Here is a 24,988-nt window from a genome sequence, read left to right on the forward strand (position 1 = left end):
GTCGGCTTCGACGGTAGCCAGACGGTGGATGGCCCCGAGCCGGACAGGCCCCGCGGGCAGCAGCGGAGCGAGCCGGATAGGTTGCGCTGGTGCCCGTCGTCCTCGTGCCCCCGGCCCGCTTCGAGCGCTGGGTCGAGAACTTCGCGGCGCGCCACGGAGCGGTGGACCTGGCCGTCGCGGGCGGCGCCCTGCTCGGCAGCGCTCCGGACGGCTCGACCTTCGCGGCCCGGCTGCCGTTCGACCGGCCGTACCAGGGCGCTGCGACACCGGCAGCCCTCGTGGAGCAGATCGCGGCACCGCCGCAGTGGGGCGTGCTGCTGGTGCGCAAGGGCGGATTCGCCGTCGCGCGCCATCTCGACGGCTCGCCGGTCGCCGCGAAGGTCGGACGCCGTCACGTGCAGGGGCGCACCAAGGCCGGCGGGCAGTCGCAGCAGCGGTTCGCGCGCCGGCGCGACAACCAGGCGCGCGAGGCGTTCGAGGCCGCCGCCACCCACGCGGTGGCGGTGCTCGAGGCCACCCCGGGACGGCGCGACCGGCTGCCGGTGATCGTCGGTGGCGACCGGTCGGCGGTCGGCGAGGTGCTGGCCGATCCGCGGCTGGCCTACCTCGAGGTCGTCGGGCCCTGGTTCGACGTCCCCGACCCGCGGCGCGACGTCCTCGACCGGGTCACCGAGCAGGCGCTCCACCTCGTCGTCGAGGTCGCGAACGCCGACGAGTCGGCCGATCGGCCCTGACCCGCTGGCCGGTGCCATGCTGAGCGGGTGGCGTCGATCATCCGAGCGCAGGGTCTAGTGAAGACCTTCGGCCGTACGCGTGCCCTCGACGGCCTCGACCTCGAGGTCGAGGCCGGGGAGGTCCACGGGTTCCTCGGACCCAACGGCGCCGGCAAGTCGACGACGATCCGCGCCCTCCTCGGTCTCCTCCGGCTCGACGGCGGCCGGGCCGAGCTCCTGGGCGGTGACCCGGTGCGCGATGCGCCGGCACTGCACCGCCGCCTCGCCTACGTCCCCGGCGACGTCGCCCTGTGGCCGCAGCTCAGCGGGGGAGAGGTCGTCGACCTGCTGCTGCGGGCCCGCGGCCTCGACCCCGCCGCCACCCGCCGCGAGGAGCTGCTCGAGCGGTTCGCCCTCGATCCCACCAAGCGGTGCCGTGCCTACTCCAAGGGCAACCGGCAGAAGGTCGTGCTCGTCGCGGCGTTCGCAGCGCCCGTCGACCTGCTGGTGCTCGACGAGCCGACCACCGGCCTGGACCCGCTCATGGCCGCGGTCTTCGAGGACTGTGTGCGCGACCAGGTGGCAGCCGGAGCCGCCGTGCTGCTGTCGAGCCACGTGCTCGGCGAGGTCGACCACCTCGCCGACCGGGTCACGATCATCCGCGAGGGCAGGACGGTGGTCTCGGGACGGCTCGAGGACCTCCGCCACCTGCGGCGTACCCGGCTGGAGGCCCGGATGACCGGCGCGTTCCCGGACGACCTTCCCGTGCACGACCTCGTGAGGGACGCCGACCGCGTGCGCTGCACCGTCGACCCCGACCGGCTGCCGGCGGTGCTCGCCGCGCTCGCCGCGGCGCAGGTGCACGATCTGGTGGCCTCCCCGCCCAGCCTGGAGGAGCTCTTCCGCGACGCCTACCGGTCGGTCCCGTGAGGTCGGCGTCCACGGTGATCGTGGTGCGCTCCGCCGTCCGGCGCGACCGCCTGCTCGTCGGTGCGTGGGTCGCCGTCCTCGTCGGTCTCGTCTACGCCTCGGCCGCCGCGACGACGGACCTCTATCCCGATCCGGCCGACCGGGTGAGGGCGGCGGAGGCGATCGACCGCAGCACCGCCCTGGTGGCGCTCTACGGTCCGATCCTCGACCCGCAGAGTGTGGGCGAGCTGGCGATGACGAAGCTGACCGTCCTCTATGCCCTCGCGGTCGCCGCGCTCGCCCTCGTGCTCGTGCGCCGGCACACCCGCTCCGAGGAGGAGGACGGGCGAGCGGAGCTGCTGGCCTCCACCGCCCTGCGCCGCCGGTCGCTCCTGACCGGCGCCGTCGTCTGGGCGGGTGCGGTCACCCTCGCTGTGGGAGCGCTGACGACGGGCGCCTGCCTGCTCGGGGGCCTGCCGGCTCGCGGGTCGGTCCTCTTCGGCGCCTCCTGGGCCGGCGTCGGACTGGTGGGCGTCGGGCTCACGGCAGTGGCCGCGCAGATCGCCTCGACCGCCCGCGCGACGGCCGCGCTCACCCTCGGCGTCCTGGCCGCCGCGTACGCCCTGCGCGCCCTCGGCGACGTCGTGGACGGTGGGGGCGCGCTCGGCTGGATCTCGCCGCTCGGCTGGACGACGCGGCTGCGGGCGTGGTCGGAGCCGCGCTGGTGGGTGCTGCTCCTGTGGCCGCTCCTGGCCCTCGTGCTCCTCGGCGTGGCCCGGGTGCTCGAGCAGCGTCGCGACCTCGGTGCGGGCCTCATCGGGGAGCGGCTCGGGCGCGCGGACGGCGTCCTGGCCGGGCCGTGGAGCCTGGCCTGGCGCACCTACCGGGCCAGCCTGCTCGGCTGGACCATCGCGATGGTCGCGACCGGCGCCGTCACCGGGGCGCTCGCGCCCGGGGTCGGCGATCTCCTCGACACCGGCACGGGGCGCGACGTGCTGCGCACCCTCGGTGGGCGCGGCGCGCTGGAGGAGGCGCTGCTCGCGGCGATCTTCGCGTTCGCCGGGATCGCCGTCGCCGGCTGGGGCATCACGCTCGTCGCCAGGTCGGCGGCCGACGACGCGCGGGGGCGCTCGGAGCTGCTGCTCGCGACGGCGGTGCGGCGCGAGGACGCCGCCCGGGTCACCGCCGTCGCGGCGATCGTCCCGCCGCTGCTCCTGCTCGCCGTCGCCGGGGTCTCCGCCACCCTCGTGCTCGCCGTGGGGGACGGCGGCGGGCTGCTCGGCCGTGCGCGGCAGGTGCTGCCCCTCGCGGTCGCACCGTGGCCAGCAGCCGTCGTCATCATCGGCATCGCCCTCGTCGGCGGCGCGTGGTGGCGCCGCGGCCCGACCATCGGCTGGTCGGCGCTGGCCGGGGCGGTGATCCTCGAGGATCTCGGGCCCCTCCTCGACCTGCCCACGCCCATCGCGCGGCTCTCCCCGTTCGCCCACGTGCCCACCTCGGGCGATGTCGTCACAGGCGCCCAGGTCGCCATGACGCTCCTCGGCGCCCTGCTCGCGCTCGCCGCCGTACGGCGGTTCGCCCGGCGTGACCTGGGCTGATCCACTAGCGTCACCGGCATGTGGCAGCCCGAGCCCGGCTGGCATGCACTCCCGGGCGGCTCCGGACCCTCGACGGTCGGCGTGTGGCGCACTGCCGTCGACGGACGCGCCGTGGTCGTCAAGCGGTTCGCGGCGCCCGGCCCGAGCGACCCGCCCGAACTGTCCGACCCGCGCCACTTCGCCTGGTGGCGCCGCGGGGCCGACGTCCTGGAGAGCGGCGTCGTGCGGGCCACCGAAGGTCTCTGCGCCGACTACCGCGCCTGGGTGGAGGAGGACGAGGACGGCATCACGCTCACCCAGGACTGGGTCGAGGACGCCGCCTCCAACGGCCTCTTCCTGGCCCACGCCCTCGGGCGCTTCGCCCACGCCGACCTCGGCGAGCGGCCCTGGCTGGCCACCGACCAGTTGCGCGACCGGTTGGCCCGCACCGCCCACCGCGGCGGCTGGCCGACCCTGGCCCGGACGACGGTCGCCGACATCGCCGAGCATCTGTGGGCCGCGCGCAGCCGCATGCTCGACTCCCTCGACGCGCTCCCGCAGGTGGCCCAGCACGGCGACCCGACGCCGTCCAACCTGCCCGGGCGGGTCGGTGACGAGGTCGTCGCCGTCGACTGGGGCACCCTGGGCCGCGGACCGGTCGGGGGCGACCTCGGCTTCTACCTCCTCGCGGCGCGCGAGGAGTTCGAGCCGCTGCTGGAGGCCTACCTGCTCGGTCTCGGCGATCTGGCGACGGCGGAGCAGGCCGCGCACGGTGCCCGGGTGACCGCGGTCTACACGGCGATGAGCCGGGCGGAGTGGGCCCTCGCGCGGGTCGCCGGGGGAGAGGGCGCCCTCGCCGCGAAGTACCGCCACCCGGCCGTCGAGCCCCACCTGCTCACCCTGCAGCGGCAGTTCCCCCTCATCGAGCGGTTGATGGAGTACTGAGGCGGCGTCCGGTACCGGTGGGTGCTCGAGTGCGGGGGTCTCGCGGCTCGCTTGCGCTCGCACCTCGACCACCGGTGCGGCATGGACTACTCCACGCGGTCGACGGCGAAGGTGTCGCAGGCCTGGAGCGAGCCCTTGCGGTAGCCGGTGGTGAACCAGCGCTCGCGGGCCTGGGCCGAGCCGTGGGTCCAGGTCTCCTCGTCCACCTGGCCCGAGGTCTTGGACTGGATGCGGTCGTCGCCGACCGAGGCGGCCGCCTCGAGGGCGAGGCGGATGTCGTCGGAGGTCAGTTCGCTGATGAGCGGCTGGCCCGAGCCGTCGTCCGTGCTGGTGGCCGCCTTGGCCCACATGCCGGCGTAGCAGTCGGCCTGGAGCTCCAACCGCACGGAGTCGGAGTTCGCGCCCTGCTGGGTGCGCACGCGGCCCATGGTGCCCAGCAGATTCTGGATGTGGTGGCCGTACTCGTGGGCCAGCACGTAGGCCTCCACGAATCCGCCGTCGGGTCCGCCGAGCTCCTTCTCCAGGACCTCGTCGAAGAAGGTGGTGTCGAGGTAGATGGTCTGGTCGGTGGGGCAGTAGAAGGGCCCGACGTCGGCCGAGGCCGGGCCGCAGCCGGTGTCGGTCGAGCCCGTGAACGTCTCGACGGCGCGCTCGGGCCGGAACCGGTCGCCGAGCTCGCCGGACCAGTAGTCGTACAGGGAGTTCTCCACCGCCACCCGGGCGCAGTCGGAGGAGGCGTTGGCATCGGCTCCGGTCTCGCAGGAGGCGTACCGCGAGGTCTGGGCCATCCGGCTGGTGTCGTAGCCGCCGGCGCCGCCGCCGGCGACGAAGGTGTTGTAGAGCACGATGCCCACGACCAGGAGCGTGCCGACCACACCGCCGCGACCGAGCAGGCCCGCGGGCACGGGGATCGTGCCACCGCGACCGCCGCCCCCACCGCCGCGGACGTCGCGCACGCGACCGGTGTCGAGCCTGGCCTTGGGATTGAACCGCACCTCACGCCGCCTTCCGCGTCCGCGTCGCGTCGGTCACACCCCGCTCCGCAGGAGCCCGACGAATGCCGCGTCGAAGCCTGCCACACCTAGGATGTGGACCCTCATGATCACCGCCCACCAGCTCGAAGTCCGTGCCGGGGCGCGGCTCCTCATGGAGAACGTCTCCTTCCGGGTCGGCCCCGGTGACAAGGTCGGTCTGGTCGGGCGCAACGGCGCCGGCAAGACCACGCTGACCAAGGTGCTCTCCGGCGAGGCGCTGCCGTCCGCCGGCTCCGTGACGACCTCCGGTGAGGTCGGCTACCTGCCGCAGGACCCGCGCACGGGCGACCCCGAGACGATCGCCCGCGACCGCATCCTCTCCGCCCGGGGTCTCGACGACGTCGTCCGCCGGCTCCGCCAGTCCGAGATCGAGATGGGCAGCGACGACCCTGCCGTCCGCGACCGGGCGATGCGTCGCTATGCGCGGGCCGACGACGAGATGCACGCCGGCGGCGGGTACGCCGCCGAGGCGGAGGCCGCCCAGATCGCGGCGAGCCTCGGCATCCCCGACCGCATCCTGACCCAGCCGCTGAAGACCCTCTCCGGTGGTCAGCGACGCCGCATCGAGCTGGCCCGCATCCTGTTCTCCGGCGCCGAGGTGATGATCCTCGACGAGCCCACCAACCACCTCGACGCCGACTCGATCATCTGGCTGCGCGACTACCTCAAGGCCCACACCGGCGGCTTCATCGTCATCAGCCACGACAACAGCCTGCTCGAGGCGACGGTCAACAAGGTGCTGCACCTCGACGCCAACCGCTCGGTCATCGACGTCTACAACATGGGCTGGAAGGCGTACCTGACCCAGCGCGAGACCGACGAGAAGCGCCGCCGTCGCGAGCGCATGAACGCCGAGAACAAGGCCAAGACCCTCACCGACCAGGCCAACCGCATGCGCGCCAAGGCCTCGAAGGCCCAGGCCGCCCAGTCGATGCTCAAGCGCGCCGAGAAGATGATGGCCGACATCGAGGGGGAGCGCGCCGCCGACAAGGTCGCCCGCATCGCCTTCCCGGCACCCGCACCGTGCGGCAAGACGCCGTTGACCGCCGCCGACCTCTCCAAGGCCTACGGCTCGCTGGAGATCTTCACCGGCGTCGACCTCGCCATCGACCGCGGCAGCCGGGTCGTCATCCTCGGCCTCAACGGTGCCGGCAAGACCACGATGCTGCGCATCCTCGCCGGCGTCGATCGCCCCGACACCGGCGAGGTCATCCCCGGGCACGGCCTGAAGGTCGGCTACTACGCGCAGGAGCACGAGACCCTCGACACCGCCCGCTCGGTGCTGGAGAACATGCAGAGCGCGGCGCCGCAGCTCACCGACACCGAGGCCCGCAGCGTGCTCGGCTCCTTCCTCTTCAGCGGGGACGACGTCCACAAGCCCGCCGCGGTGCTCAGCGGCGGGGAGAAGACGCGGCTCGCGCTGGCCTCGCTCGTCGTCTCGAGCGCCAACGTGCTGCTGCTCGACGAGCCGACGAACAACCTCGACCCCGCCTCGCGCGAGGAGGTGCTCGCCGCGATCCGCACCTACGAGGGGGCGATCGTGCTGGTCACGCACGACGAGGGCGCGGTGGCGGCCCTCGAGCCCGACCGCGTGCTGATCCTGCCCGACGGCGTCGAGGACCTCTGGAACGAGAGCTACGCCGACCTGGTCTCCCTGGCCTGACCCGTCGACGGCTCGCAGGACGTCGCGGGCCCGCGGTCGCAGTGTCGGTCGGCGTCCCTAGACTCCGCCCCATGACGCTTCCCGACGCCGCCGCCCTCGCCGAGGCCGGTCTCACCCTCACGATCGAGGGCCCGCTGGCCACGGTGACGCTCGCGCGGCCCGAGGTCCGCAACGCCCAGACTCCGTCCATGTGGCGCGCACTGGCCGCGATCGGCGCCGGCCTGCCCGGCGACGTGCGCGTCGTGGTCGTGCGGGGCGCCGGGGCGAGCTTCTCCGCCGGGCTCGACCGCACGATGCTCGATCCGTCCCGCAGCGGCGAGGGCGTCGAGACCGTCGCCGACCTGCTCACGATGAGCGACGAGCAGATGTCGGCCACCATCGACGACTACCAGCAGGGCTTCACCTGGCTGCGCGATCCGCGGTGGGTCTCGATCGCCGCGGTGCAGGGCTACGCGGTCGGCGCGGGCTTCCAGCTCGCGCTCTCGTGCGACCTGCGCGTCGTCGCCGACGACGCGCAGTTCTGCATGAAGGAGTCCGCGCTCGGGCTCGTGCCCGACCTGACGGGAACAAAGCCGCTGGTCGAGGCCGTTGGGTACGCACGAGCGCTGGAGATCTGCGCCACGGCCCGCATGGTGCCCGCCGACGAGGCGCACGCCATCGGGCTCGCGCTGGCCGTCGTCCCGGGAGACCGGCTGGAGCAGACCGTGGCCGACCTCGCCGGCGCCCTGACGGCACCGCTCGCGGGCGCCGTCCGAGAGACCAAGGCGCTGCTGCAGTCGGCCGTCTGGGCCGACCTGGACACCCAGCGCCGGCTCGAGCGGGAGGCCCAGGGACGCCGTTTCCGGGAGATCGCAGGAGGCTGACATGCAGTCGGGGATGATGGGGGCCGGGCAGGCCTGGCGCACGCTGCGCACCGATCGCAGCGTCGCGTCGCACCGGTTGCGCCGCGAGACCGTGCGGCGGGTGATCGCCTTCGCGCGCCCGCACCGGCGACTCATCGCCTTCTTCCTCGCCGTCACGGTCGTCGACGCCGCCACGGTGGTCGTCACCCCCTTGCTGGTGCGTCACGCCGTCGACGACGGCATCCTCGCCGGCGATCGCAGCGTCGTGACCTGGCTGGCGCTGGGCATGGGACTCTTCGCCGTCTTCAACGCCGTGTGGAGCGTGCTGGGCGGTTGGCTCTCCTCGCGCATCGGCGAGGGCCTCATCTTCGACCTGCGCACCCAGGTCTTCGGCCACGTGCAGCGGCAGTCGCTGGCCTTCTTCACCCGCACCCAGACCGGCGCGCTCGTGTCGCGTCTGAACAACGACGTCATCGGCGCCCAGCGGGCCTTCACCGCCACCCTCGGCAGCGCGGTCTCGAACGCGATCGCCGCGGTCGTCGTCGGCATCACGATGCTGGCGCTGAGCTGGCAGGTGACGCTGCTGTGCCTCGCGGTCTTCCCGATCCTCGTGCTGGCCTCGCGCTGGGTCTCCAACCGTCTGGTCGGGCTCACCCGCCAGCAGATGGACGGCAACGCCGAACTCGGCAACGTGATGACCGAGCGGTTCAACGTCGGCGGCGCCATGCTGCTCAAGCTCTTCGGTCGTCGCGCCGAGGAGGACGCCCTCTTCGCCGAGAAGGCCGGCGTCGTCCGCGACCTCGGGGTTCGCATCAGCCTCACGACCCGCGTCTTCGGTGCGGCGATGCTCGCCGTCCCGGCGCTGGCCACCGCATTGGTCTACGGCGTCGGCGGCCAACTCGCCGTCAGCGGCACCCTGTCGGTCGGCACGCTGCTCGCGCTCGCGACCCTGCTGCTGCGGCTGCTCGGGCCGCTCCAGGGGCTCTCGAACGTGCGGGTCGACGTCATGACCGCGCTGGTCAGCTTCGAGCGCGTCTTCGAGGTGCTCGACCTGCCCTCGATCATCCAGGAGCGCGACGACGCGCGTCCGGTCCCTGCCGGAGCCGCGCGCGTCGAGTTCGACCACGTCCGGTTCTCCTACCCGCGCCCCGAGGAGGTCTCGCTCGCCTCCCTGGAGGCCGTCGCGCGGGTGGAGAAGAGCCGCGACCACGGCGAGGTGCTGCACGAGGTGTCCTTCGTCGCCGAGCCCGGCCAGCTGGTCGCCCTCGTCGGCCCCTCGGGGGCTGGCAAGTCGACCATCACACACCTCGTCGCCCGCCTCTACGACGTCACCGACGGCGCGGTGCGGGTCGGGGGCCTCGACGTCCGCGACGCCACCTTGGACTCCCTCGAGGACGCCGTCGGCTACGTCACCCAGGACGCCCACCTCTTCCACGACACCATCCGCGCGAACCTGCGCTACGCGCGCCCGTCCGCCTCCGACGAGGACATCTGGGAGGCGCTCGACGCCGCCCAGATCGGCGGCCTGGTGCGCCAGCTGCCCGACGGCCTCGACACCGTCGTGGGCGATCGCGGCTACCGGCTCTCGGGCGGTGAGCGCCAGCGTCTGGCGATCGCGCGGCTGCTGTTGAAGGCGCCGGCCATCGTCGTCCTCGACGAGGCGACCGCGCACCTCGACAGCGAGTCGGAGGCGGCGGTCCAGCGGGCCCTCGACGCGGCGCTCGCGGGTCGCACCTCGCTCGTCATCGCCCACCGGCTCTCCACGGTGCGCCACGCCGACCAGATCCTGGTGCTCGACGGCGGGCGCATCGTGCAGAACGGCACCCACGAGGAGCTCGTGGCCCGCCCCGGGCTCTACGCCGACCTGTATCGCACCCAGTTCGCCGACCAGAGCGTCGCCTGACCCGCCTGACCCGCCTCAGCCGCCACAGCCGTCGAGGGACGAGCAGCCGGGCGAGGACTCAGGCGAGGACTCAGGAGTCGCGGTCGCCTGCGGGCTGCTGCTCAGCCGGGTGCTCTGCTGCGCGGGCGGCCTCCGCCGCGGCCCGCGCCTCGGCCTCCGCCTTCATCCGCGCGTAGGGATGGTTGGTCTGCCGCACCTTCTTCGGCTTCTGCTCCCGTGCCGCGGAGCGGGATCCGAAGGGTCCCGGCGCGAACGCGGGCACGGCTTCCGACGGCTGCTCCGCCACGTCGCCGGCGCGGGTGCCGCGGCGGCCGTGGCGACGCTCGTCGTAGAGCAGGTAGAAGAATCCGAAGACCGCCAGCACCCCGAAGAACCACCATTGCAGCCCGTAGAAGAAGTGCGGACCGTTGTCGAGCTCGGGCAGCTCGACGGGTTCGAGCGCGTCGGCCGGCGCGGGATCCTCCGAGCGCAGCTCGACGAAGCCGGGGTAGACCGTGCGGTCCTGGGCCGCCCCGATCGCGCTGCTGGCGACGGCGCGCACGGAGTTGTCGGTGACCTGGGTCGACTCGCCGGTGCCGTCCTGACGCAGGTAGCCGGTGACCGTCACCCGCCCGGTCGGAGGCGCGGGGATGTCGAGCTCGCCGGGGTCGGCGCCCTGGTTGTCGGTCGCCAGCCAGCCGCGGTCGACGAGCAGCGAGACTCCGGAATCGGTGACCAGCGGGACCACGATGTCGACGCCCGCCTGCCCATCGCGGGTGCGGTAGCGCACCACGACGGTGTCGGCGGTGTCGTAGGTGCCGCTCGCGGAGACGACGCGCCACTCGTCGGTGCGCGGTACCGAGCCCCCCGGTGCGAGCACCTCGCCGACCGGGGACGGCGGACGGTCCTCGTTGGTGCGGATGATCGCGTTGTCCGCCTTGCGGTCGTGCAACCGACCGAACTGCCACTCGCCGAGCCACCAGGTCGCATAGGCGATGAGCACGACGGCTGCCGCGAACAACGCCCAGCGCCGGCTCAGCACGAAACGCCAGGACCCCACACCACGAGGCTAGCTGCCCGATCCCACCGTGCGGACGCCGGGAGCCCCGCCCGCCCGACCCGTAGAGTCGGGCCTATGACCCCCCGACCCCTCGAGGACCGCTTCGGCCGCGTCGCGACCGATCTGCGCGTCTCGCTGACCGACCGCTGCAACCTGCGGTGCAGCTACTGCATGCCGGCGGAGGGGTTGGACTGGCTGCCCGACGAGACCGTGCTCAGCGACGACGAGGTGGTGCGCATGGTCGGCATCGCGATCGAGCACCTCGGCGTCGAGGAGGTGCGGTTCACCGGCGGTGAGCCGCTGGTGCGGCGGGGTCTGGTCGACATCGTCCGCCGGGTGCGCGAGGCAGCCCCGAGCGTGAGCCTCTCGATGACCACCAACGGGCTGGGTCTCGCCCGCACGGCGGCTGCTCTCGCGGCCGCCGGTCTCGACCGGGTCAACGTCAGCCTCGACACCGTGCGGGCCGACACCTTCGCCACCATCACCCGCCGCGACCGCCTCGGCGACGTCGTCGCCGGCCTCGCGGCCGCCGCCGACGCGGGGATGACGCCGGTGAAGGTCAACGCCGTGCTCCTGCGCGGCATCAACGACGACCAGGCCGGCGAGCTGCTCGACTGGTGCCTCGAACGGTCCTACGAGCTGCGGTTCATCGAGCAGATGCCCCTCGACGCCCAGCACGGCTGGTCGCGCGAGGCGATGGTGACGGCGGCCGAGACCCTCGAGCTGCTCGGCCGTACCCATGATCTCGCGCCCTCGCCCGAGCACCGGGGGAGCGCCCCGGCCGAACGCTTCGTCGTCGACGGCGGGCCGGCCACCGTCGGCATCATCGCCTCGGTCACCCAGCCCTTCTGCGGCGACTGCGACCGCGTGCGCCTCACCGCCGACGGCCAGGTGCGCACCTGCCTGTTCGCGCGCGAGGAGTCCGACCTGCGCGCGGCGCTGCGGTCGGGTGCGAGCGACGAGGAGTTGGCCGAGCGCTGGCTCGTCGCGATGCGCGGCAAGGCGGCCGGCCACGGCATCGACGACCCGACGTTCCTCCAGCCCGCGCGGCCGATGTCGGCCATCGGGGGCTGAGGCCCGGGCGTCAGCCCCGCGGCCTTCGGGTGCTCAGCCCTCGGGTGCCGTCTCCGTCTCCAGCGCGGAGGCGGGGACGACGTCCTTGAGGAAGCCGCGCGCACCCAGGAACGCCCCGAGGCTCTCGCGATGCTCGGCGCAGGCCAACCAGACCTTGCGTCGATCAGGCGTGTGCAGCTTCGGGTTGTTCCAGAGCAGGCCGAACTCCGCTGCCGACGTGCATCCCTTGGCGGAGCAGATCCCCGGCGCGGTGGCGGGCGGTTCGGGGATCGGGGCTCCGGAGGGCGAGGTCAACGACGTGGTCCGAGCTCGGGATGATCGATGGTGCGACGCAGCTCGAAGGTGTCGTTGCGCATGGTCGACACGTTGGCGAGGACCACGGCGAAGTAGGGCAGGATCAGGGCCCCGGCGATGAGGATCGGCCAGAGCCAGCCGATCCCTGCGAGGCCGGCGATGACGGCGCCGACGAAGCACAGCGACCGGAGACTCATCGAGAGCAGGTAGCGGCGCTGGCGCGTCGCGATGTCCTGAGCCCGACTCGTCCCGACCGTCGTGATGCGCACGACGTCGTCCTGGGGACGTTGTTTTGCCACGCCTCCAGGCTACGTGGGCCCTCCACACGCGGAGCCCGCCGTCCATCCGCGGCACCGCGTCGACCGGGCGGTAGCATCGGCCCCCGCGCGGCGGACGCCGTCCCGGCGCGACCGCCCGTCACCGCACCCCTTCCCGGAGGCATCGATGTCCAACCGCACCTACCGCGTCACCGAGATCGTCGGCACCTCTCCCGACGGGATCGAGGAGGCGATCCGCAACGGGGTCGAGCGGGCCGGTCGCACGCTGCGCCACCTCGACTGGTTCGAGGTCACCCAGATCCGCGGCCACATCAAGGACGGCGGCGTCGAGCACTTCCAGGTCGGCATGAAGATCGGCTTCCGCCTCGAGGACGACTGATCCGACTGGACTGACGGAAGGACGCCGAGGGCGCCTGCGGCCTCCATGTCCCGAGAACTGGGCGGTAACCGGGGCCTTTAGGGCTACCTCGCAGTAATCACTACGGTCGTGACGCGTGAGCGAGACGACCCCCGAGAGCCCTGGCGAGAGCCCTGACGAGAGCCCTGCGCCCGCCCCGCGATCGGTGCTCGTCACCGGCGGCAACCGGGGCATCGGCCGCGCCATCGCCGAGGCCTTCCTGGCCCAGGGCGACCTCGTCGCGGTCACGACCCGCAGCGGCGGCGCCCCCGAGGGCGCGCTCGACGTCCGCTGCGACATCACCGACCCGGACGCCGTCGAGGCGGCGTTCGCCGAGGTCGAGGCGGCGCACGGACCGGTCGAGGTGCTGGTCGCCAATGCCGGTATCACCGCCGACACCCTCGTGCTGCGCATGAGCGAGGACGACTGGTCCTCGGTCATCGACACCAACCTCACCGGCTCCTTCCGGCTCGCCAAGCGCGCCGCCAAGGGCATGCTGCGGCAGCGTCGCGGCCGCATCATCTTCATCTCCAGCGTGGTGGGCCTCCTCGGGTCCGCCGGTCAGGTGAACTACGCGGCCTCCAAGGCCGGCCTGGTCGGCATGGCCCGGTCGCTGGCCCGGGAGCTGGGTTCGCGTTCGATCACCGCGAACGTCGTCGCCCCGGGCTTCATCGAGACCGACATGACGGCGGTGCTCACCGACACCCAGCGCGACACGATCCGCGGCCAGGTGCCGCTCGGACGCTACGGCTCGACCGCGGAGATCGCCTCGGCCGTCACCTGGCTGGCGAGCCCCGGCGCCGCCTACGTCACCGGCGCCGTCATCCCCGTCGACGGCGGGCTCGGCATGGGCCACTGACGTCCCCGCACCGACGGCACCAGCAGACCACCCAGGCAGAGACATCACCCCGGCATCACCGCAGCCAAGGAGCACACGATGGGCATTCTCGACGGCAAGCGCATCCTGGTCGCAGGCGTGACCATGGACACCTCGATCGGCTTCGCGACGGCGAAGGTCGCCCAGGAGCAGGGCGCCACGGTGCTCATCTCCAACTTCGGGCGGGCGCTGGGCATCACCCGCCGCATCGCCAAGCGGCTGCCCGTCGAACCGCCGGTGCTCGAGCTCGATGTGACCGACCCCGAGCACCTCGAGCGGCTGCCGGAGCTCGTGCGCGAGCACGTCGACGGCCTCGATGGCGTCGTCCACTCCATCGCCTACGGCAACCCCGAGACCCTCCTCGGCGGCCGGTTCCTCGACGGCCCCTGGGACGACGTCGCCCAGGCGGTGCAGGTCTCGGCCTACTCGCTGAAGTCGCTCGCGACCGCCTGCCGCCCGCTCATGGGCGAGGGCGGCTCGATCGTCGGCCTCACCTTCGACGCCACTGTCGCCTGGCCCGCCTACGACTGGATGGGCGTGGCGAAGGCGGGCCTGGAGTCCTGCTCGCGCTACCTCGCACGCGACCTCGGACCCGCGGGCATCCGGGTCAACCTGGTCTCGGCGGGCCCGCTGCGCACCCTGGCGGCGAAGGCGATCCCCGGTTTCGAGGACCTCGAGAACATGTGGAGCACGCGGGCCCCGCTCGGCTGGGACAACACCGACCAGGAGCCGACCGCGAAGGCCGTCTGCGCCCTGCTGAGCGACTTCTTCCCCGCGACGTCGGGGGAGATCGTGCACGTCGACGGCGGTTTCCACGCGATGGGCGCCTGATCCGGCGCGCTGAATTGATGCCGCTCAGGCGGGCCTGACACGATGCGCGGGTGAGCGAGATCGACCCCGAAGGCCCCGAGCAGGACCTCGAGCCCGACGCCGAGTCCCACGCCGAGTCCGACGCCGACCCGGACACCGAGGCCGATGACGAGCTGGACGTCGAGCCGGCCGGGGCGCTCTCCGCGATCGCGGAGCCGGTCTCGAGCCGCGGCAAGAAGCCGGCCGTCAAGCGTCGGGTGGTCGTCATGCGCCACGCCAAGGCCGAGCAGGTCGGCTCCAGCGACTTCACCCGGGAGCTGAGCGCTCGTGGCGTCGAGGACGCCGAGGAGGCCGGCCGGTGGCTCGCCGCGTTCGGCATCGAACCCGACCACGCGCTGGTCTCGGCCGCCGTCCGCACCAGCCAGACCTGGGAGTCCGTGGCGGCCGGGGCGGGCTGGAGCGACGACGCCGTCTACGACGACGCGCTCTACGACGCCGGGCCCGAGACCGCCCTCGACCTCATGCGCGAGACCCCCGACGACGCCCGCACCCTCATCGTGGTGGGCCACAACCCGACGATGGCCTACCTGGCGCAGCTGCTCGACGACGGCGACGGCGACGAGGAGGCCGCCAACGAGCTGGCCTCGGGCTACCCGACCAGCGCGCTCACCGTCTTCGACTTCGAGGGCGAGTGGAGCGACCTCGACGAGCAGTGCGCGACCGTCGTCGCGTTCCACGTCGGTCGCGGCTGACGCCGCCGACGCTGATCCTGGTCAGGCCCGGGGCAGCGGCGGGGCCGGGGTGACGATGCCGGCCTCGGCGTCCGCCGCCTCGATCTCCTCGCGGCTGATGCCCAGCAGGTACATGATCGCGTCGAGGTAGGGCACGTTGACCGCGGTGTCGGCGGCCTCCTGCACGACCGGGCGCGCGTTGTAGGCGATGCCGAGACCGGCGGCGGCGAGCATGTCGAGGTCGTTGGCGCCGTCGCCGATCGCGACCGTCGCGGCCTGCGGCACACCGATGTCGGCGGCGAACTCCCGCAGCGCCCGGGCCTTGCCGGCGCGATCGACGATCTCGCCCACGACCCGGCCCGTGAGGCGCCCGTCGACGATCTCGAGGGTGTTGGCACGGGCGTAGTGGATGCCGAGGTCGGCGGCGAGCCGGTCGGTGATCTGGGTGAAGCCGCCGGAGACGATCGCGAACCGGTAGCCGAGACGGCGCAGCGTGCGCACCATCGTGCGGGCGCCGGGGTTCACCACGATCTGCTGGTAGACCTCTTCCAGCGCGCTCTCGGGCACCCCCTCCAGCAGCGCGACCCGCGAGCGCAGCGACTCGGCGAAGTCCAGCTCGCCACGCATCGCACGCTCGGTGACCTCGGCGACCTCGGCCTCGCAGCCGGCGTGGGCGGCGATCATCTCGATCACCTCGCCCTGGATCAGCGTGGAGTCGACGTCCATCACGATCAGGCGCATCCCGCGACGCAGCAGGTTCGCCGGCTGCACCGCCAGGTCGATGCCCTGGGCGGCCGCCTCGACCGACAGCGTCGTGCGCAGGTCGTCGGGCGCGGCACCGGAGACGTGCAGATCGATGGCGGTGACCGGGTAGCGGGCCATCCGCTGGATGCGGTCGATGTTGGCCCCGGCCTCGGCGATGCGCGCCGCCACCGCCGCCATCGCGCCGGCCGTGAGCGGGGTGCCGAGCACCGTGACGTGGGCGCGCTGGGGCGAGCGACGGCCGGTGTCGCCGGTGCCGCGCTCGATCTCCACGCTCATCCCGAGCTCGGACGCCGTCGCCTCGACGGCCTCGCCGAGGGCGTCCAACGCGGCCGGACCCTCCGGCGAGGTGACCAGGACGCCGAGCACCAGGCGTCCGCGGAGCACGATCTGCTCGAGGTCGACGACGTGCACCTCGGCCCGCGCGAGCGTCGCGAAGACCGCCGAGGTCACACCGGGACGGTCCTTCCCGGTGAGGGTGATCAACAGGGTGTCGGGGTCTCGCTCGCTACGCTCGCTCATCGGGTCACCCCCGCTGGCGCGGTGGTGCCGATGAGGGGTCGTCGGGGTCGCTCGCTTCGCTCGCTCATCGGGCGGCAGGCTATCGCTGTCGGGAGGGCGCGGCGGACCTCAGTCCGGTGGCCAGACCTCGGGCGAACCCGCCGCGACGAGCGCCACCCGGGCGGCTCGGGCGAGGGGGCGCAGCGCATCGGTACGAGCCATCGCCTCCGAGACCGAGACGGCCCCGCCGTCATCGGCCAGGGCGACCTCGCAGATCTCCTGGGCGTCCAACGCCCGCGCGGCCAGGTCGACGCAGCGGGCGGGCACGCCCGGGGGCGCCGTCATCGCACGGCGTCGCCGTAGGTCGAGGAGCAGGTCGGCGGCCTCCGGGCGCCACCGCGCGACGTCCAGGTCGGCGAGGCGATCGGCGGTCTCGGCCAGGAGCCGCCGCAGGTCGCGGTCGGCCGCGCCGACATCGGCGAGCGGACGGCGTCGCGCCGGGTGCATGACCCACGTCGTGGCACCGCCGACGACCTCGGGTGTCAGGCCGATCTCGGCGCCGGTCGCCACCACCGCCTCCCCGGCCTCGAGCGCGGCGGCGTTGAACCCCGCCGGTCCGCCGAGCCCGACCGGTTCGCCCTCCGCCGGGAACGCGGCGCCGAGGGCGGTCACGCCGAGGGCCCGGAGCCGGCCGAGCCCGATCGCCAGCGGGTGGACGACGTCGTCCTCGCGCAGCAGGTGGGTGGCCTGCTCGCCGATGACCTCGTCGAGCATCAGGTCGGTGACGACCGTGCCGCGCAGCCACGCGGTGCCCCACCACGCCAGGCGGAGCGCAGGGGGGAGCAGGACGGCGTCGGACACGTCAGGAGACCGTAGTCCAGGTGGGGGTGGGCCCCTCGCTAGGGTGGCGATCATGGCGGCAGTGATCGACTTCCACGACGTCAGCGTCCGTCGTGGTCAGGCTCATCTCCTCGACCGCGTCAGCTGGACCGTCGAGGAGGACGAGCGCTGGGTCGTCCTCGGGCCGAACGGCGCCGGCAAGACCACCCTCATGCAGGTCGCCGCCGCCCAGCTGCACCCGACCTCGGGTCATGCGGGGCTCCTCGAGGAGACCCTCGGCCGGGTCGACGTCTTCGAACTGCGCCCCCGTATCGGCGTCACGAGCGCGGCGATCGCCGAGCGCTTCCCGCGCGATGAGCGGGTGCACGACCTGGTCGTCTCGGCCTCCTACGGCATCCTCGGCCGCTGGCGTGAGCAGTACGACGCCCTCGACCACGAGCGCGCCACCGGGCTGCTGCGCGAGCTCGGCGTCCTGCACCTGGCCGACCGCACCTTCGGCACGCTGTCGGAGGGGGAGCGCAAGCGGGTGCAGATCGCGCGCGCCCTCATGAGCGACCCCGAGCTCCTCATCCTCGACGAGCCCGCCGCGGGCCTCGACCTCGGTGGCCGCGAGGACCTCGTCTCGACCCTCTCGGTGCTCGCCCACGACCCCGACTCGCCGGCCACGGTGCTCGTCTCGCACCACCTCGAGGAGATCCCGCCCGGCTTCACCCACGCGCTCCTGCTGCGCGACGGAAAGGTGGTCGAGGCCGGTCTGCTGACCGACGTCCTCACCGAGGTCAACCTCGCCGCGACCTTCGGACTCCCGCTGGTGGTCACCCACACCGACGACGACCGGTGGTCGGCGCGACGGCGCACCCGCGCCCGCTGATCGGGAGCGCGGCGACAGCGCGGAAGCCTCGCCCGCAGGGGTGGTTCGGGTGCGTCCGGGGGTATTCCGTCGGACGTTCCACCTAGGGTCCAGCCATCCCGAGTGACACCCGTCACTCCTCCCTCCCCAGCACTGGAGCCTCCCCATGCCCCTGTCGTACAAGCGCGCCCTGAAGTCGGGCTCGATCGTCACCGCTGCCGCCGCGATGTTCGTGGCCGGCGGCATCTCCACCTCGGTCGCCGCCCGGCTCATCACCGGCGACGACATCGCCCGCAACACCATCACCGCCAAGAACCTCGCCGAGCGCAGCGTCGGTCGCTCCGAGCTCAAGCCCGGCGTCCTCCAGGCCGGCCCCGTCGGTCCCGCCGGCATCCCCGGCCCGACCGGCGCGCAGGGCGTCCCGGGTGAGGCCGGCGCCGCCGGTGCCACCGGCGAGGCGGGCCCTGCCGGCCCGGCCGGTCCCGCCGGCCCTGCCGGCAGCCCCGGCCCGGCGGGCCCTGCCGGTCCGTCCGGTCTCGCCGGCGCCTTCTACTCCCAGGCCGTCTACGACCAGGGCGACACCAACGCCGGCGCCGTCGCCACGGTCGCCTGCAGCACGACGAGCACCGCGTTCGTGGCGATCGCCGGTGGCGTCCAGACGGTCGGCCTCGACTCGGGCGACAAGGCGATCAGCCGCAACACGCCCGTGTCGTCGTCGTTCCCCGGCCGCATGGACTGGAGCACCAACACGCCGCGTGCGGGCCGGCTCGACGGGTGGATCGTCCAGTTCGGCGGCAACGCCGGCCAGGTCTCGGACAAGGCGCCCGAGAAGGTCGTCGTGTGGGCGCTCTGCGTCCCCTCGGCGACGATCCCGACGCAGGTCACCTTCCGGCAGTCCGACGACTGATCCGCTGCTGATCCGCGACTGATCGGCGGCCGTTCGGCGCCGGGACCGCCCCTCCCTCTCCCTCGCACCGCGGACGGCCGGGGGAGGGGCGGACGCCGCCGGCCGGCGCCACCGGCCTAGGGTGGCCTGCCGTGACCCCCGGCGACTCCCTGCTCGTGCTCGCCGCCGGCGTGGCGGCCGGGGTCATCAACAGCGTGGTCGGGTCGGCGACGCTGCTGACGTTCCCGCTCCTGCTCTCCCTGGGCGTGCCGCCGGTGGTCGCGAACGTCTCCAACAACATCGGTCTCGTGCCCGGCGCCCTGTTCGGGGCCGTGGCCTATCGCCGCGAACTGGCCGGCCAGCGGTCCCGGCTCCTCCGGTGGGGCCTGGCGGCCGTCGCGGGCAGCCTCCTCGGGTCCGTGCTCCTGCTGGCGCTGCCCTCGGACGCGTTCGAGGCCGTGGTGCCGGCCCTCGTGCTGCTCGGCGTCGGGCTCGTGGTGGCCGGACCGCCCGTCTCGCGGTGGGTCGCCCGGCGCGCGCCGGAGGGCCGGGTGGCGTCCGACGGGATCCTGCCCGAACCGCGCTGGCTCTCACCTGCCGTGGTCGGCACCGGCGTCTACGGCGGCTACTTCGGTGCCGCGCAGGGCGTCATGCTGATCGCGCTGCTCGGCGTCGGCTACAGCACCGACTTGCACCGTGTGAACGCGGTGAAGAACGCGCTGGCCGCCGCGATCAACGGCGTCGCGGGCCTGCTGTTCGCCCTGGTGGCCGACGTCGACTGGTGGATCGCCCTGCTCCTAGCCGTGGGTTCGGGGCTCGGGGGCATCCTCGGCGGCTCGTACGGACGCCGCCTGCCACCCACGGTCCTGCGCGGGCTCGTGGTGGCGGTGGGTCTGGCGGCGTTCGTCTCGATCCTGGTGACCTGAGCGCGCCGGATCCGACGGGCGAGGAGCGGCGGTGACGCCGCGAGAGGTCGCCGGTGGTCGAGGTGCGAGGAGCGCTGGCGACGAGCCGCGAGACCCGGTGAGCCGGACGGCGTCCGGTATCGGCGGGTGGTCGGGTGCGGGGGTCTCGTGGCTCGCTGCGCTCGCACCTCGACCACCGGCTGGGCTCGCTGCGCTCGCACCTCGACCACCGGCTGGGCTCGCTGCGCTCGCACCTCGACCACCGGCTGGGCTCGCTGCGCTCGCACCTCGACCACCGGCTGGGCTCGCTGCGCACGCACCTCGACCGCTCGTGACGGAGCGGCGGGTCAGGCGGCCTTCGCGAGCTTCTTGGCCGCCTTCTTCTCCAGCTTCCGCTCGCTCTTCGCGGCGGCCTTGGCCGCGGCCTTCTTCTCCCGGCTCTTGGCCGGGCGCAGGCCCGCGAGTCCCATCAGGACGGCGAGGATGGCCGGTCCGACCAGCGTCGCGCCGGCCTTGGTGCTGACCTGACCCTCCTTCGGGCCGAGGTAGCCGGTGGCGACGTCGGCGGCGTCGACACCGACGCCGAGCAGCACGATGCCCGGGCGCGCCTTGCCGCGGGAGAGCAGGGTGATGGTGCCGAGCGCGATCTCGCGCGAACCGAAGAGCCGGGTGACGTAGGTGGCCTGCGGGTTGCTCGCCGGGTCGAGGCCGAAGGCCTGGGCGGCGGTGTCGGGACGGGCGAGGGCGAGGGCGCCGATGCCGATACGGGCCAGTGAGAGACCGGTCACAGGGTTCATGTCGCGGACCCTACTAGGCCCCGCCGAGCCCGCCGTCCGATCGGACCGGTGACGCGCCGAGCGTCGCGGCCAGAACGCCGTCGCACCACACCGCGAGGTGCCGGTAGGCCTCTGCCCGCACCTCCGGCCGGGAGAGGACGACGTCGTGCAGCGCGCCCGGCACCGCGATCGAGGTGACGTGGCTCGAGATCTTCGTCGACCACCGCCGGATCTGCTCGACGTCGAGCACGATGTCGCTGCTGCGGGCGTCGTCGTCGACCTCGGTCGTCAGGCTCGACCGGTCGCTGGAGAGCACGAGCGTCGGCACGCTCAGACCGAGCCCGCGGTGCACCCGGGCATGGCCGCGTCGGACGGCGGCCAGCCAGCCGGCGTGCACCAGGAAGGACTCGATCGGCTTCCAGGGCAGGTGGAAGTCCCACTCGCCCTCGTGGTCGCGATGCAGGGTGCGGCCGTACACGCCGGAGACGTCGCGCGGGATGACCCGCATCGGCTGCCGGCGTCCGAGGCGGTCGATGACGACGGTGCCGACGGTGCGCAGCAGCGGGTGGCCCTGGAGGTCGAGCCAGGGGGAGTTGAGGACGAGGCCGGCGAGCTCGGGGGGACGGCGGTCGTCGAGCCAGAGCGGCAGGGTCAGCCCGCCGGTGGAGTGCGCCGACCCGACGACCTGCCGGTGCCCGTCGCGCTCGACGATGCGCTGCCAGGCGGCGTCGAGCTCCTCGTCGTGCTCACCGAGGTCGTCGACGTGGTTGGGCGTCTGGTGCGGCCGCAGCGAGCGGCCGTACTTGCGCAGGTCGAGGGCGTAGAAGTCGTAGCCCCGCGCGAGCCACCACGCGGCGAACTCGGTGTGGAAGAAGTAGTCGGCGAACCCGTGCACGTGCAGGACGGCGCGGCCGGTGTGCTCCGGCGCCGGGTGGTGCACGAGGGTCGCGACCACCTCGCCCTCGCGGTCGTCGGCCAACGGGATCGTCTCGGCCGTCCACGATCCGCCGAGGACGTCGGGGACGCGCGTCGGCTGATCGGTGCTGCGCCCGGGCGTGGCGTCCCGGTGCTCCTCGCTCATGCGTGCTGCCTTCCTCGAGAGGGTGCCGGTCGCTGGTGGAGGGCCTGCGCCGGGCGGTTGGTGGTGACCATCCAGGCCCGGCCCGGCCGCAGCCAGTAGGCCAGGGCCCGGGGGCTGTCGACGGTCCACACGAGCAGGGGCACCCGGTGGCGGCGGCAGTAGCCGCGCAGGGTGAGGGCCGCCAGCGACCAGTGCGCGACGACGACGTCCGCACCGCAGGCCGCCAGGCGGCTCGCCGGGAAGAGCTCCGAGCGCAGCACGCGCCAGCGTTCGCGCCAGGGCCGTCCGGCGGTGTCGGTGCCGAGCGAGAGCCCGAGACGCAGCGGCTGCCCGCGGGTGTCGGCCCAGTCGCGCAGATGCCGGATGACCCGCTCGCGTCCGGTGGTGACGACGAGGCGCTCGACCCCGACAGCGGCCAGGGCCGCCTCGACGACCTCGACCTCCAACGCGTGGGTCGCGGTGCCGAACTTCAGGTCGAGGTGGACGCCGCAGGCGGAGGCGGCGAGCAGCGCGAGGACGTCGGGATAGCCGATCGTGCCGGACGACCCGGGGTCGTGCGCCACGACCACGGCGTCGCCTTCCCGCACCAGATCGAACTCGACGTAGTCGGCGCCGAGGTCGATGGCCCGCTCGATGAGCGCGCGGTCGTTGCAGCGGTGGGCGCTGACCAGCACCCGGCCGCGGGCGGCCCTCATCGGCGCTCCCGCACCAGCAGCCGGGGGAGCACCACCAGCAGCGAGACCATCAGCACCGCGAGCAGGGACGCCGCCACGACGGCCTCGGCGCGCCCCACGACGACGTCGACGACCAGCATCGCCAGGCCGACCACGAGCACGGAGAGCGTGCCGAGCACGACGCCGAGGGCCTGTCGTGCCACGCGCACCACGGAGTCCTTGTGGTGGCGCCCCGAGAGGCGCCGATGCACCGCGATCGGAGTGAGGACGGCCGCGGTCGTCAGCAGCGCGCTGGCCAACAGCAGGAGGTAGAGGCCGCGTTGGAAGGAGTCGAGGTCGTCGAAGGCGGGCTGGAACGGCAGCGTGACGAGGATGCCGGCGAGCAGCTGGGCGCCGGTCTGGGCGACACGGAGCTCCTGGAGGAGGTCGTCGAACTTGCGGTCGAGGCGCTCGGAGACGGACTCCGCAGCGGCGTCGGCGGCGGGGGGCTGGTCGGGGACGGCCACCTGTGCAGTCTCCCATCGCGGCGGCCTCGGCGCCTCTATGCTGGGCCGGTGCGGGCGTTCTCGGCAGGAACCGGCGCGCTGGTCCGGTCGTGGCGCACCGGCACCCGGCGCAGCCAGGCGAGTGTGCTGGCCTTCATGCTGCTCGGCGTCACCGTCTGCCTGGCGGTCAGCCTGCCGTTCTACTCGGTGCTCCCGGTCAGCACCTACTTCCTCTGGCTGCTCGTCGGCATGCTGCTGCTGCGCTACGTGCCGCTCATGATCCTCACCGTCTACACCGTCGTCGGCGCGATCGGCATCGGGGTCTACGACGGCCTGCACGACGGCACCTTCGGGTCCGCCCGGCTCTCGGGGATGATCGCGCTCGTCGTGGGTGGTCTGCTGGCGCTCCACCACGCCCGTGGCCAGCGCACGGGCCTGCCGACCCCGCTCGGCGAGGCGATGCTGGCCGACCTGCGCGAGCGGCTCCAGGCGCAGGGTCGTATCCCGCCCCTGCCGGCGCCCTGGTACACCCAGACCGCGATGATCGCCGCCCACGACGTCGGGTACGCCGGGGACTTCATGATGGCCGCGGTCGACGACGAGGGCACGACACCGGTCCTGGAGGTCATCCTCGTCGACGTGGTCGGCAAGGGCGTGGCCGCCGGGGTCGACGCGCTCCAGTTCGCCGGGGCCCTCGGCGGCCTCATCGGCGCGATGCCGCCGCGGCGGCTCATGGAGGCCGCCAACGACTTCCTGCTGCGCCAACCCGCCGAGGAGACCTTCGCGACCGCGGCCTACGTGCGTCTGGAGCTCGACAGCGGGCGCTACCTCGTGCTGAGCGCCGGACACCCGCCCGCCCTGCGCTGGGACCACGCCCAGGGCGCGTGGCTCGTCGACAACGCCCGCGGCCTCGCCCTCGGCATCCACCGCCACCCCGAACTCGAGGCCAGCGAGGGCAAGCTCGCCCCCGGCGAGGCGCTGCTCTTCTACACCGACGGCGTGGTCGAGAGCCGCGGCGGCGACATCGAGGAGGGCATCGCCTGGCTCCAGGAGGTCGCCCGCCGGGCCGTCGCCCCCGGTTTCGAGGGGGCCGCGCGCCGGATCGTCCGCCAGGTCAGCCGCGGGGACGACGACCGAGCGGTGTTCCTGGTCAGTCGCTGACCGCCGGGCCTCCGCCGCTGTAGAGCCGGGCGACGACGTCCTCGATCTCGGGCTCGCGCACGCTCAGGTCGGCGATCTCGTGCGCGGCCGCGATCGCGGCGATGACGGGCGCGGTGCTGGCGTCCTGGGGGAGCCGCAGCCAGTGGCGTCGTCCGTCGTCCTCGGTGCGCACGGTGGTCGCGCCGGGCGCCTCGAGGGACGGCACCGGGGCGACCAGGTCGACCACCAGGGTGCGCGCCGAGCCGCCCGCGACGTGCAGAGCCGCGAGGTCGCCGTCGAAGATGGCGGTGCCGTGGTCGATGACGAGCACCCGGCGGCACAGCGCCTCGACGTCGGAGAGGTCGTGGGTGGTGAGCAGCAGGGTGACCCCCGACTCGGCGATGAGCGTCGTCAGCAGCTCGCGCAGACGGCGCTTGCTGGTGATGTCGAGGCCGATCGTCGGTTCGTCGAGGTAGAGCAGGTCGGGGCCGTGCAGGAGCGCGGCCGCCAGATCGCCGCGCACCCGCTGCCCCAGGCTCAGCTGGCGCACCGGCGTGCCCAGCAGCGGGCCGAGGTCGAGGACGTCGACGAGCAGCTCCCGGGTGCGTCGCAGCCGATCGGGCGGCACCCGGTGCACGCGTCCGAGCAGGTCGAGGGAGTCGCCCAGCGGGAGGTCCCACCACAGGGTGGTGCGTTGCCCGAAGAGCACGCCCATGCGGCGGGCGAGCGCGGTGCGGTGCCGCGTGGGGTCGACCCCGGCCACCTCCAGCCGCCCGGCGGTCGGGACCAGGATGCCGGTGAGCATCTTGATCGTCGTCGACTTCCCCGCGCCGTTCGGCCCGAGCAGCCCGAGCACCTCGCCGCGCCGGACGGTGAAGCTGAGGTCGTCGACGGCGACGACGTCGGGGCGACCGCGCCGCGGGAACACGCGGCGCAGGTGCTCGGCCACGATGACGGTGTCGCCGGGGATCCCGGGTGTCGCGGGGGTCTCGGGTGTCACGG

General features: G+C 73.6%; 28 protein-coding genes. 17 read left to right on the forward strand and 11 right to left on the reverse strand.

What is annotated here, in order from left to right:
* The first annotated feature begins 89 nt into the window (after window positions 1–89).
* Genes ABD671_RS17570 through ABD671_RS17585 form a run of 4 tightly spaced genes read left to right on the forward strand, consistent with a single transcriptional unit; the run spans window position 90 to window position 4,144 of the window.
* Window positions 90–734 carry an acVLRF1 family peptidyl-tRNA hydrolase gene (locus ABD671_RS17570; protein WP_344734736.1) on the forward strand — a complete coding sequence of 215 codons (645 nt, stop codon included), beginning with the start codon at window positions 90–92 and terminating at the stop codon, window positions 732–734.
* A gap of 27 nt (window positions 735–761) precedes the next feature.
* Window positions 762–1,643: an ABC transporter ATP-binding protein gene (locus ABD671_RS17575; RefSeq protein ID WP_344734737.1), complete on the forward strand. Its 882-nt coding sequence runs from the start codon at window positions 762–764 to the stop codon at window positions 1,641–1,643.
* 23 nt (window positions 1,644–1,666) lie between these two features.
* Window positions 1,667–3,220: a hypothetical protein gene (locus ABD671_RS17580; RefSeq protein ID WP_344734738.1), complete on the forward strand. Its 1,554-nt coding sequence runs from the start codon at window positions 1,667–1,669 to the stop codon at window positions 3,218–3,220.
* Window positions 3,221–3,238: 18 nt separating this feature from the next.
* Complete coding sequence (locus ABD671_RS17585; protein WP_344734739.1) at window positions 3,239–4,144, forward strand: aminoglycoside phosphotransferase family protein; 906 nt, start codon at window positions 3,239–3,241, stop codon at window positions 4,142–4,144.
* Between the two features lie 86 nt (window positions 4,145–4,230).
* On the opposite strand, the gene ypfJ is transcribed toward ABD671_RS17585, so the two are convergent.
* Window positions 4,231–5,139, reverse strand: a complete 909-nt coding sequence (gene ypfJ, locus ABD671_RS17590) for a KPN_02809 family neutral zinc metallopeptidase (RefSeq protein WP_344734740.1) — start codon at window positions 5,137–5,139, stop codon at window positions 4,231–4,233.
* 103 nt (window positions 5,140–5,242) lie between these two features.
* Here ypfJ and ABD671_RS17595 point away from each other — a divergent pair, with 103 nt between their 5' ends.
* The 3 genes from ABD671_RS17595 to ABD671_RS17605 all read left to right on the forward strand — a co-directional run bounded on the left by ABD671_RS17595 (window position 5,243) and on the right by ABD671_RS17605 (window position 9,586).
* Window positions 5,243–6,841 (forward strand): ABC-F family ATP-binding cassette domain-containing protein, encoded by a 1,599-nt coding sequence (locus ABD671_RS17595; RefSeq protein WP_344734741.1) that lies wholly within the window; start codon window positions 5,243–5,245, stop codon window positions 6,839–6,841.
* Window positions 6,842–6,912: 71 nt separating this feature from the next.
* Entirely contained in the window at window positions 6,913–7,704 is a 792-nt protein-coding gene (locus ABD671_RS17600; RefSeq protein WP_344734742.1) for an enoyl-CoA hydratase/isomerase family protein, read from the forward strand.
* Between the two features lies 1 nt (window position 7,705).
* Window positions 7,706–9,586 (forward strand): ABC transporter ATP-binding protein, encoded by a 1,881-nt coding sequence (locus ABD671_RS17605; RefSeq protein ID WP_344734743.1) that lies wholly within the window; start codon window positions 7,706–7,708, stop codon window positions 9,584–9,586.
* A 70-nt stretch (window positions 9,587–9,656) separates the two neighbouring features.
* Here ABD671_RS17605 and ABD671_RS17610 read toward each other — a convergent pair whose 3' ends face one another.
* Window positions 9,657–10,625, reverse strand: a complete 969-nt coding sequence (locus ABD671_RS17610; protein ID WP_344734744.1) for an SURF1 family cytochrome oxidase biogenesis protein — start codon at window positions 10,623–10,625, stop codon at window positions 9,657–9,659.
* A gap of 75 nt (window positions 10,626–10,700) precedes the next feature.
* Between ABD671_RS17610 and moaA the strand changes: the two genes are divergently transcribed.
* Window positions 10,701–11,699, forward strand: coding sequence for a GTP 3',8-cyclase MoaA (moaA, locus tag ABD671_RS17615; protein ID WP_344734745.1), 999 nt, complete (start codon window positions 10,701–10,703; stop codon window positions 11,697–11,699).
* Between the two features lie 33 nt (window positions 11,700–11,732).
* Here moaA and ABD671_RS17620 read toward each other — a convergent pair whose 3' ends face one another.
* Together ABD671_RS17620 and ABD671_RS17625 are read right to left on the reverse strand one after the other, a co-directional pair.
* Entirely contained in the window at window positions 11,733–11,993 is a 261-nt protein-coding gene (locus tag ABD671_RS17620) for an acetone carboxylase (protein WP_344734746.1), read from the reverse strand.
* The gene (locus ABD671_RS17625) at window positions 11,990–12,292 is read right to left on the reverse strand and encodes a DUF3099 domain-containing protein (protein ID WP_344734747.1); all 303 of its coding nucleotides are present in this window, start codon (window positions 12,290–12,292) and stop codon (window positions 11,990–11,992) included. The genes ABD671_RS17620 and ABD671_RS17625 overlap by 4 nt, the downstream gene beginning before the upstream one ends.
* Before the next feature lie 145 nt (window positions 12,293–12,437).
* Here ABD671_RS17625 and ABD671_RS17630 point away from each other — a divergent pair, with 145 nt between their 5' ends.
* From ABD671_RS17630 to ABD671_RS17645, 4 genes are all read left to right on the forward strand, one after another.
* Window positions 12,438–12,650 (forward strand): dodecin, encoded by a 213-nt coding sequence (locus ABD671_RS17630; RefSeq protein ID WP_344734748.1) that lies wholly within the window; start codon window positions 12,438–12,440, stop codon window positions 12,648–12,650.
* Between the two features lie 115 nt (window positions 12,651–12,765).
* The gene (gene fabG, locus ABD671_RS17635; protein WP_425574930.1) at window positions 12,766–13,527 is read left to right on the forward strand and encodes a 3-oxoacyl-ACP reductase FabG; all 762 of its coding nucleotides are present in this window, start codon (window positions 12,766–12,768) and stop codon (window positions 13,525–13,527) included.
* A 78-nt stretch (window positions 13,528–13,605) separates the two neighbouring features.
* Window positions 13,606–14,376, forward strand: a complete 771-nt coding sequence (gene fabI, locus ABD671_RS17640) for an enoyl-ACP reductase FabI (RefSeq protein ID WP_344734749.1) — start codon at window positions 13,606–13,608, stop codon at window positions 14,374–14,376.
* A gap of 50 nt (window positions 14,377–14,426) precedes the next feature.
* Window positions 14,427–15,107, forward strand: a complete 681-nt coding sequence (locus tag ABD671_RS17645; protein WP_344734750.1) for a SixA phosphatase family protein — start codon at window positions 14,427–14,429, stop codon at window positions 15,105–15,107.
* 21 nt (window positions 15,108–15,128) lie between these two features.
* Here ABD671_RS17645 and serB read toward each other — a convergent pair whose 3' ends face one another.
* Together serB and ABD671_RS17655 are read right to left on the reverse strand one after the other, a co-directional pair.
* A complete protein-coding gene (gene serB / locus ABD671_RS17650) occupies window positions 15,129–16,370 on the reverse strand; it encodes a phosphoserine phosphatase SerB (RefSeq protein ID WP_344734751.1) in 1,242 nt (413 codons plus the stop codon).
* Window positions 16,371–16,478: 108 nt separating this feature from the next.
* The gene (locus ABD671_RS17655) at window positions 16,479–17,210 is read right to left on the reverse strand and encodes a hypothetical protein (RefSeq protein ID WP_344734752.1); all 732 of its coding nucleotides are present in this window, start codon (window positions 17,208–17,210) and stop codon (window positions 16,479–16,481) included.
* A 52-nt stretch (window positions 17,211–17,262) separates the two neighbouring features.
* On the opposite strand from ABD671_RS17655, the gene ABD671_RS17660 reads away from it, so the two are divergent.
* The 4 genes from ABD671_RS17660 to ABD671_RS17675 all read left to right on the forward strand — a co-directional run bounded on the left by ABD671_RS17660 (window position 17,263) and on the right by ABD671_RS17675 (window position 20,165).
* Window positions 17,263–18,060 (forward strand): ABC transporter ATP-binding protein, encoded by a 798-nt coding sequence (locus ABD671_RS17660; RefSeq protein ID WP_344734754.1) that lies wholly within the window; start codon window positions 17,263–17,265, stop codon window positions 18,058–18,060.
* A 145-nt stretch (window positions 18,061–18,205) separates the two neighbouring features.
* Entirely contained in the window at window positions 18,206–18,946 is a 741-nt protein-coding gene (locus ABD671_RS17665; protein WP_344734755.1) for a hypothetical protein, read from the forward strand.
* Between the two features lie 131 nt (window positions 18,947–19,077).
* Window positions 19,078–19,851 (forward strand): sulfite exporter TauE/SafE family protein, encoded by a 774-nt coding sequence (locus ABD671_RS17670; RefSeq protein ID WP_344734756.1) that lies wholly within the window; start codon window positions 19,078–19,080, stop codon window positions 19,849–19,851.
* A 134-nt stretch (window positions 19,852–19,985) separates the two neighbouring features.
* Window positions 19,986–20,165 carry a hypothetical protein gene (locus tag ABD671_RS17675; RefSeq protein ID WP_344734758.1) on the forward strand — a complete coding sequence of 60 codons (180 nt, stop codon included), beginning with the start codon at window positions 19,986–19,988 and terminating at the stop codon, window positions 20,163–20,165.
* Window positions 20,166–20,177: 12 nt separating this feature from the next.
* Here ABD671_RS17675 and ABD671_RS17680 read toward each other — a convergent pair whose 3' ends face one another.
* Genes ABD671_RS17680 through ABD671_RS17695 form a run of 4 tightly spaced genes read right to left on the reverse strand, consistent with a single transcriptional unit; the run spans window position 20,178 to window position 22,867 of the window.
* Window positions 20,178–20,627 carry a DUF4267 domain-containing protein gene (locus ABD671_RS17680; RefSeq protein ID WP_344734759.1) on the reverse strand — a complete coding sequence of 150 codons (450 nt, stop codon included), beginning with the start codon at window positions 20,625–20,627 and terminating at the stop codon, window positions 20,178–20,180.
* Window positions 20,628–20,640: 13 nt separating this feature from the next.
* Complete coding sequence (locus tag ABD671_RS17685) at window positions 20,641–21,687, reverse strand: alpha/beta hydrolase (protein ID WP_344734760.1); 1,047 nt, start codon at window positions 21,685–21,687, stop codon at window positions 20,641–20,643.
* Complete coding sequence (locus ABD671_RS17690; RefSeq protein ID WP_344734761.1) at window positions 21,684–22,382, reverse strand: glycerophosphodiester phosphodiesterase; 699 nt, start codon at window positions 22,380–22,382, stop codon at window positions 21,684–21,686. The genes ABD671_RS17685 and ABD671_RS17690 overlap by 4 nt, the downstream gene beginning before the upstream one ends.
* A complete protein-coding gene (locus ABD671_RS17695) occupies window positions 22,379–22,867 on the reverse strand; it encodes a DUF6328 family protein (RefSeq protein ID WP_344734763.1) in 489 nt (162 codons plus the stop codon). Before ABD671_RS17695 ends, ABD671_RS17690 begins: the two co-directional genes overlap by 4 nt.
* 48 nt (window positions 22,868–22,915) lie before the next feature.
* On the opposite strand from ABD671_RS17695, the gene ABD671_RS17700 reads away from it, so the two are divergent.
* A complete protein-coding gene (locus tag ABD671_RS17700; protein ID WP_344734764.1) occupies window positions 22,916–24,007 on the forward strand; it encodes a PP2C family protein-serine/threonine phosphatase in 1,092 nt (363 codons plus the stop codon).
* On the opposite strand, the gene ABD671_RS17705 is transcribed toward ABD671_RS17700, so the two are convergent.
* Window positions 23,997–24,986: an ABC transporter ATP-binding protein gene (locus ABD671_RS17705; protein ID WP_344734765.1), complete on the reverse strand. Its 990-nt coding sequence runs from the start codon at window positions 24,984–24,986 to the stop codon at window positions 23,997–23,999. The two genes, ABD671_RS17700 and ABD671_RS17705, sit on opposite strands and share 11 nt — an antisense overlap.
* Window positions 24,987–24,988 lie beyond the last annotated feature (2 nt).

Source organism: Nocardioides fonticola, assembly GCF_039536805.1.
Classification (GTDB): domain Bacteria; phylum Actinomycetota; class Actinomycetes; order Propionibacteriales; family Nocardioidaceae; genus Nocardioides; species Nocardioides fonticola.